At 65.3% G+C, this 7,387-nt stretch carries 5 protein-coding genes; all 5 read right to left on the bottom strand.

The features are described 5' to 3' along the window. The coding region (locus tag GPA_RS19380; protein ID WP_041239626.1) for a hypothetical protein at nt 1-330 on the bottom strand (330 nt) is incomplete at its 3' end. A 69-nt stretch (nt 331-399) separates the two neighbouring features. Continuing rightward, a complete protein-coding gene (locus GPA_RS13045) occupies nt 400-672 on the bottom strand; it encodes a hypothetical protein (RefSeq protein WP_015540160.1) in 273 nt (90 codons plus the stop codon). A 33-nt stretch (nt 673-705) separates the two neighbouring features. Then, a complete protein-coding gene (locus GPA_RS13040; RefSeq protein ID WP_015540159.1) occupies nt 706-1,035 on the bottom strand; it encodes a type II toxin-antitoxin system Phd/YefM family antitoxin in 330 nt (109 codons plus the stop codon). Nucleotides 1,036-1,169: 134 nt separating this feature from the next. Next, entirely contained in the window at nt 1,170-1,904 is a 735-nt protein-coding gene (locus GPA_RS13035; RefSeq protein WP_015540158.1) for a class B sortase, read from the bottom strand. Between the two features lie 78 nt (nt 1,905-1,982). Further along, the coding region (locus GPA_RS19375; RefSeq protein ID WP_049784157.1) for an MSCRAMM family protein at nt 1,983-7,387 on the bottom strand (5,405 nt) is incomplete at its 5' end.

Below are 7,387 nucleotides of genomic sequence, written 5' to 3'. Positions count from 1 at the left end.
CGTCACGAGGACGCGGCCCTGGCCGGTCGTGACGGTGAGCTCGTCGGCGGGTGCGCCGACGTCCTGCCCGTCGAGCGTGAGCGTCGGGCATATCTTGGCGATGTCGGCGGGTGCGACGGATTCGGCACCGGACGCCTTATCGCCGTCGGTCTCGGTCTTCTCGACGGCGGACGGCGAGCTGTCGATCGGTTCGGGTCGGTTGGATGCGATGACGATTCCGGCCCCGCCGATGGCGAGGACGGCGACGACACCGGCGCAGATTACCGCCTTGCGGCGCGCGGCGGGCTCCGCCAAGAGGTCGCGGATCTTGTCGATAGGGTTGTTCTTCATGGCATGGTCCTTTCGAGATATATGCCTGATGGTCTTTTCGCTGCTTGTTTGGTCCCCTTCGGTGTGTCCCTAGCGCACCGAGGAGTATTCCGGGAGCGCGGGAATGCGCTCGCGGGGCGCGGATGGATGTTCCACGGGCTTCTCCTTCTTCGCTCCCGCGTGTCGGCGGCAGGCGGAGATGAGGGCCCAGGCCCCGCGTCCGACGAGGGCGACCGCCCCGATTGCGCATGAGGCGACGAGCAGGACAAGAGACCCCGCGAGCTTGATGAGTTCATAGCCCAGCTTGATGAAGGGCCACAGGATTGCGAGCGCGAGCGCTCCGATGATGATGGTGGGCAGCATGGCCGGTCCTTTCCCTCGGGTTTCCCTAAGCGCTCAGTCCCCGGTATCGGGAGGATCGAGCGGCGCGATGGCGACGTAGTCCTCGTTGCGGCGGCGCAGCACGAACGTGGTCTTCTGGTCGTGCGCGTTCCGGCAGAACGTGAACAGGCGCCGCAGCACCCTCGTGTACTGGTTGCAGGCGTATTTCCCTTTTGCCCTGTATCCCGGGTCCACGGGGACGATGGCGACGTATGCCCGGCCCTGCTTGAGCACGGTGCAGGGCATCGACGTGTCATGCACCCGCTTCGCGATCGAGGCGAAGTTGTTCTTGAGTTCGGTTATGCCGACCGGCGCCGGCGGCGGCAGCTGGGCGCTTCCATCCATTTCGGCACCTCCTTCCGAGATAGTGCGTTTATCGAGACGGGAAGCGGTTTTATCGCTTTCTTACCTTTTTTATACCCGTTTTTATTCCCTCTTTTGTGCCTCTTTTCCATGGTGTGACATGTTTGTCGGAAAAATCAGCCGACGAATACCGTGAGGGTCCTCGCTCGGCCGCCTGCGAAGTTTCCGGTGCACGTCACGAGCGTGACGGCGCGCGTGGCGTGCGCGCACAGGTCGTCGCATCCGTCCGCCCTCGCGCTCGCCTGCGCCGAGAGGTCCGCAAGCCATGTCCGTGTCTCGGCGGCGCCGGTGAGATCGAACCTCTGGATGCCCGCAAAGCTCTTGTCGACCGACAGTGAGAATGCCGGGTGGAGGCGCATGGTGCCCCCGTCCGGCGTCGACCAATACATGTCGCCGAGCGTATCGAACTTCTCCTGTCGCCATGCGTTCCTCAGGTAGGTGAACATCTCGCTGTCGAAGTTGAGGTGGTGTCCGTAGACGAGCGCATGCCGCCCGTCGGCCGTGCCGCGCGGGTCGAGGTAGGGGCATCCAGCGAACGACCAGTTCCGGTCAAAGTCGTGGTTGAGATAGAAGCCCTGCGGGTCGCCTTCTCTGGGCGAGACCACCGGGTAGTCGATCGGGGTGCCCTCGACGCTCACCCATGCGGAGATGTCGGGGTTCCGTGCGCGCAGGGCCTCCCAGTCGATGCCGCCGCCCTCGGCGGCTCCCGCCACGGCCGAAATATCGCTGTAGACGGCGCCCTCGTGCAGGATCGTCAACCCGATGAGGGCGGCCGCGGCGAGCGATGAGGCGCATATGGCGGCGAGGATGATATCGAGGGCCTTGCGTTTCCGTCGCGGTCGTCTCTTCATGGGAATCTCCTCTGTAATCGAAAAGGGGCCCGGCGCAAGGTTGCGTCGGGCCCCGATGCGGGCTAGTCGGCCCTATCGTCAGTAGCGGTTGCGGATCTCGTCGCGGTATCGATCATCGTACCCATAGCCGGCGCGGTCGTAACCGTCACCGTAACGATCTTCATGGCCGTAGTCTTCGCGGCCATAACCGTCGTCGTCCGGATCGTCGTCGTCCGCGGCGGACCCACGGATGCGGCGGCGGTAGATGAGCGCCGCGGCTGCCGCTGCCGCGGCGGCGAGGGTCGCGGCGAGGCCGATGATGACGTTGCGGCCGGTCTGGTCGAGGTTGGTCGGGGGCACCGTGACGGCCTTCGCCGTCTGGGTCACCTGGTCCTCGTCATGGTCCTCGAGGCTGTCGCCGCCGCCGTTGCGGGTGAGGTCCACGCGGGCGTAGTTGTCGAGCGAGGTGCCGGCGGTGTAGCCGTCGGTGGCCTTCATGCGCACGATGGCGGGCGCATATGCGGTCTCGGGCCCATCGCCCGAGCCGTCGGGATGGGAGCCGTTTTCCTTGGCCGTGTCCTCGGCGCTGGCGATGTCGTCGTGGGCGTCCTTGATGCCGTCGCGGTCCCAGCCTCCGTCGCGGGTGGTGAAGCCCTGCTCCACGCGGCCGTACTCGAAGCGGATGGCGGTGACGTGCTCGCCCTCCTCGAGGCCGAGGTCTGCCACGGCGAGCTCGGCGGCCACGGTCGTGGGCATGTCGGCGCGCCAGAGCTTCCATCCGGTGAAGTCGACGGCTCGGCCGTCCTCGCCAAGGGTTGGGGCGGTGGCCTCGTCGGACAGCCAGGGGTTCTCATGGCCGTCGGAAAGCGTGGCGTTGGCACCGGACTCGTCGATATAGTCGTCGGGCGTCTTGTCGGTCCTGTACCAGACGTTCATCTTGCCGTCGTAGTCCTCGAGGGCCTGCGGCGTGGTGATCGATGTGAGCTGAGCGCGGCCGTCGACGGCGGCGGTCAGGTCGTCCTCGACCGTGAACTCGTCGGTCCAGGTGTTCGACGTCGAGCGGAAGTCGATGGTGTAGGCATAGGAGCCGTCGTCGGATGCCTTGGTCTCGGCGGTGTTCAGGCCGTCGCCGTTGGCATCGGTGTCCTTGGCGGTGGGGTCGGCGATCTCCTGTCGCTTGTCGATCTCGCCGCTGATGGAGATGGGCGAGTCGTACATCGTGACGGTCTGGACCTCCCCGGTCTTTTTCACCTCGAACTCGATGCTCTCGGCCTGGTCGTAGGTAGTGGGCGTGCGCTGCTCGGTGAGCGTGTACTTGCCGGGCGCGAGCGCATCGATCTCGTGATCCTCGGTGATCGAGGTCCATGAGTCGATGGTCGTGCCCTCGGAATCGGTGACGGTGAGCTTGGCACCCTCGACCTCGGACTCGTCGGTGATATCGCGCTTTGAGATGCGGACCTTGGTGAAGTCGTCCTCGAAGCTCGTCTGTCCGGCCTCGCGGCCCTCGATTCGCCCGTCGGTGCCGACGGTGAAGGTCTTGATCTCCGGTGCCTCGACGTATCCGGCGGGCGCCTCGCTCTCGGCGACACGGTATGTGCCGGCGGCGAGGTGCCAGAAGCTGATCGAGCCGTCGGCGCCGGTCACATCCTCCTTGGCGCTCTTGCCCTCCTTGAGCAGGACGGGCACGCGGCGGGCCTTGCCGCCGCTGACCGAGGCGTAGGTCGTCCCGTCCTCATCGATCGCGATGCTGCCGGCGGGCTTGCCCGAGACGGTTAGGTCGTAAGTGCCGAAGTCCAGACCGCGGCCCTCGTAGGCCGAATCGACCTCGGACCAGGCGAGCCGGATGGCGGGCATGGCGTATCCGTCGTCGGAGAGGGTCGCATGACCGCCGAGCAGGCCGGTCGCGACCTTGGCGGTGTAGGTCTTGCCTGCCTCGATCTCGACCTCCTCGCCCTCGAGGGTCTTGCCGTCCCGAGTGGCGATCATGGTGTACGTGCCGGGTTCCATATCGACGGCATCGGCCCCGAGCGTGGTTTCCATGCCGTTTGCGGATTTGAGCATGAGGGAGGTGCCGTCATCGATGTCGGCCTTGACGCTTGCGGCGGCGACGGCCTTCCTGATGGAGACCTCGCTTCCGGCCTCGGCGCGCACGGCGAGGTTGCCGGCGGTGTTCCCGATCGAGATCTCGTCGTCGGCGTTCCAGATTTGGAATTTCGCCCCGGGAAGCGGTGTGTTGCCGCCCTTGACGATCTTGTAGACATCGAATCTGGTCGGGGCGTCGGACTGGTCGGATGCGGCCTTCACCTCGGCCGTGGCGCCGTCCTCGTAGGAGAGGGTGAACGCGGTAGGCGTCTCGTCGAGGACGTGGCCCGAGGGGGCCTTGGTCTCGACGAAGGCGTAGGTCGCCGAGCCGGCACCGAGGTAGAGCCCCTTGGTGGTCGCCTTGCCGTCATCGCCGGTCTTCACATGGTCGACGACGTCTCCGGCCGCGGCGCGCACGGTGCCGTCGGGGGACACGATGTCTTGCTGCGCCACGACGTCGTACTCTGCGCCCTGAAGTGCCTCGCCGTCATGCGAGCACGTCTTCGTGATGGTCGCCTTACCCTTCGCCTGCTTGTCTGAGACCTTGATGACGGTCACGGGGGAGGCCTTCTTGTAGTCCTTGGGGACCTCGAAGCCGACTGCATCGCCGTTGACGGTGTAGGGCGCCACGGCGGAGATCTCCTTGATGGAGTACTTGCCGGACTTGAGGCGCTGCGGGATCGTGACCTGCCCGGCGTCGTCGGTCGTGAAGGTGTCGACGGTGCCGTTGACGTCGTAGGGGTCGGTGAAGCTCATGGTCTCGCCGTTCGAGTCGAGCACTTGGAACTTGAAGCCGGAGAGGGGCACGGTGTTCCCGGTCTCGGCATCGGTCTTGACGATCTGGATGCGGCTGTTGAGCGTCTTGTCGATGACGGAGTAGTATTTCGTGGTGCCGTCCACGAGGTCGTCGGCCGAGATCGTCCAGTCGTCCACGTGGTCGAAGCCCTCGGGCACCGTGGAATCGACCTCGCGGATCGTGTAGCCCGCGGCGTCGTAGGGCACGGCGCCGGAGATGCCGGCGTTGCGCTTGCCCGAGCCGAACCACGGTCGCGCCGGGTCGTCGGTCTTGTCCTCGGAGGTGGATGTATCGTCGCAGGTGGCTGCGTCCTTGGTGGACGCGAAGCCGGCATCGTTGGTCGTCAGGGTTCCGACGACCTCCTCGGTGGTGTTCGAGATGATCTGGAACTGGACGCCCGCGGCGGCGTTTCCCTGGCCGTCGTCGGACTCCCAGCTGTCGTCCTCGCCGCCCTTGGTCTTGGCAATCTCGATATCGAACGAGACGGGGTTCTCCTTGAAGTCGTCCTCAGGCTCAAGATTGATTTCGTCAGACGGAATCACGGTATAGGAACCGGCTTTTACTTCATATTCATGGGCCGTAGAATCAAGTTTATAACCGTTTGGTGCCTTAATTTCTTCAACGCGAATCTTACCGAGAGGCACATCGTGAATCGTCAAAACACCCTTGCTATTGGTTTTACCCGTCTGCTCCCAACCGGGAGTGGACAGTGACGTGACTTTATATTCGGCACCCTCAAGTGTGGAGCCGTTCTGCGCATCACCAAGAGTGGCAGAATCCTTTTTGTTAATTGTCAACCTAACAGCACCGGGGTCGTCCTTCAGCTGCTCGGTCCCGGCGGAGTTGCCGGTCCTGAAGGTGATATGGCCCTCGTGGAGCGTGTAGCCCGCGGGCGCCTTGGTCTCGACGGCGTAATAGGCCTGGTTGGGCTCGAGGTCCAGCGCGGCATTGCCAGATGCGTCGGTGACGATATGCGACACGAGCGCGTTGTCGGAGGAGCGGTAGATGTCGTACTCGGCGCCCTCGACGGAGTACTCGGAGTTGCCGTCGGTGATGGAGACGTTGGCCGAGCACTTGGAGAAGGTGTAGCGGACCTTGTTCAGCTTCCACTTGATCTTGAAGAAGCCGGCGCCGGCCTGCGTGAAGGTGGTCGGGACGGTGACGCCGATGATCGCCTCGTCGCCGTTGACGGCGGCGATGCGCACGGTCTGGCCGTAGTCGTCGTCGGTGTGGACGGCCTGGTTGTAGGAGTGGTCGAGCTGGCCGGAGGGGTTCACGCCGACGTGCCCGCAGGTGAGGTCGACGCTCGTCGCGTTGGGGATGGTCACGCCGGAGACCGTCTGCGCGGCGATCGTGCAGGAGCGCTCGATCGACCAGGCTCCGGACTGGAGGGCGGAGACGTCGACGTTCTGCGTGCCGAGCGCCTGATAGATCGTCTTGGCCTCGTAGCGTCCGCCGGACGGATTCTCCACCGCCGGCAGGGTGGCGCCGGTGGTGGTGCCGGTGTACCTGTTGTGGCCGGCGGTGTGGAAGGACATTCCGGCCCAGGGCGCGGACTGGAACTCCCACGTTCCGATGTTCCACACGTTTCCGGCGAAGGCCTCGGTGGCGAGGGACGCGAGCCAGGAGCCGACGTTCTTCTCGGCGTCGTTGGCGAGCTTGATGTCGACGCTGCGCACGCCCGCCGCGGCGATGAGGATGTCGAGCGTGCCGGTGTCCTCGTCGTAGGTCCACATATCGAGGGCGCGCGTGTACTCGATGCCGTTGACGGTGACGGACTCGATCGTGGCGTCGGAGATCGACTTGCGGGCGGCCTTGTCGCGGGCGAGCGCGATCTGGGTATCGGGGGACGAGACGTCGACCGAGGCGGTTCCGGACTTGGCTGCGCGGCCGTCCACGTTCTCGGCCTCGACCTTCACGGGGAAGGTGTTCACCGCGCCCTTGTCGGACGTGGCGTAGAGGAGCTGGATGCGGGAGGACGCGACCTTGTACTCGCCGGCCTTGTTCTTGGCCGTGTACTTCTTGGGCACGTAGACCAACCCTGTTGCCGCGTCGAACTTGAAGCCGCGGCGCATGGCGGCGTCGGCGTTGTTCTCCGATGCGCCCCAGTCGGCCAGCGTCGCGCCCGAGATGTCGGAGCCGGCGCGGCCCACGAGGTAGTCGGAAGAGTCGTCGAGGTCGTACAGAACGGCATGGCTCACGGCGTTGGATTTCAACGCGTCGCTGTAGTCGCCCATGCCGTCGCCGTCCGTATCGGCCCACAGGCCGTCGAGCGTGGGCGAGGCGACCTTGGCGGAATCGATCGTGGTGGTGGTGACGGTCAGCACGTCGCGGCGCTCGAACTTGTCGAGGCCCGAGAGCGATTCGTCGAGGTTGGCCTTGATGTAGGCCTTGTCCGAGGCCTGCTTGGCCTGCTTGGCCGAGGCATCGGTGGCGACGGCCTCGAGGGCGGCCGATCCGTTGGAGCCGTCTTCGTAGAAGGCGCACGTCACGGTGGTGTCCGTCTCCGCCTTGAAGGTGGCGCGGCCGTCCTCGACTTCGAGCTTTGCGGCCTCGGACCCGTCGCCGGCGAAGGCCGTGAGCGAGTCGGCGAACCAGCCGTCGTCGAACGTGACCTCGACGGTCA

Origin of the sequence: Gordonibacter pamelaeae 7-10-1-b (assembly GCF_000210055.1) — a bacterium.
GTDB lineage: Bacteria > Actinomycetota > Coriobacteriia > Coriobacteriales > Eggerthellaceae > Gordonibacter > Gordonibacter pamelaeae.
Note: the sequence above shows the minus strand (reverse complement) of the source record. Positions and strands in the feature narration are given on the sequence as shown.

Coding starts and splice junctions, on each gene's coding strand:
- GPA_RS13045 (WP_015540160.1), bottom strand. CDS start 672: ATGCTGCCCACCATCATCATCGGAGCGCTCGCGCTCGCAATCCTGTGG.
- GPA_RS13040 (WP_015540159.1), bottom strand. CDS start 1,035: ATGGATGGAAGCGCCCAGCTGCCGCCGCCGGCGCCGGTCGGCATAACC.
- GPA_RS13035 (WP_015540158.1), bottom strand. CDS start 1,904: ATGAAGAGACGACCGCGACGGAAACGCAAGGCCCTCGATATCATCCTC.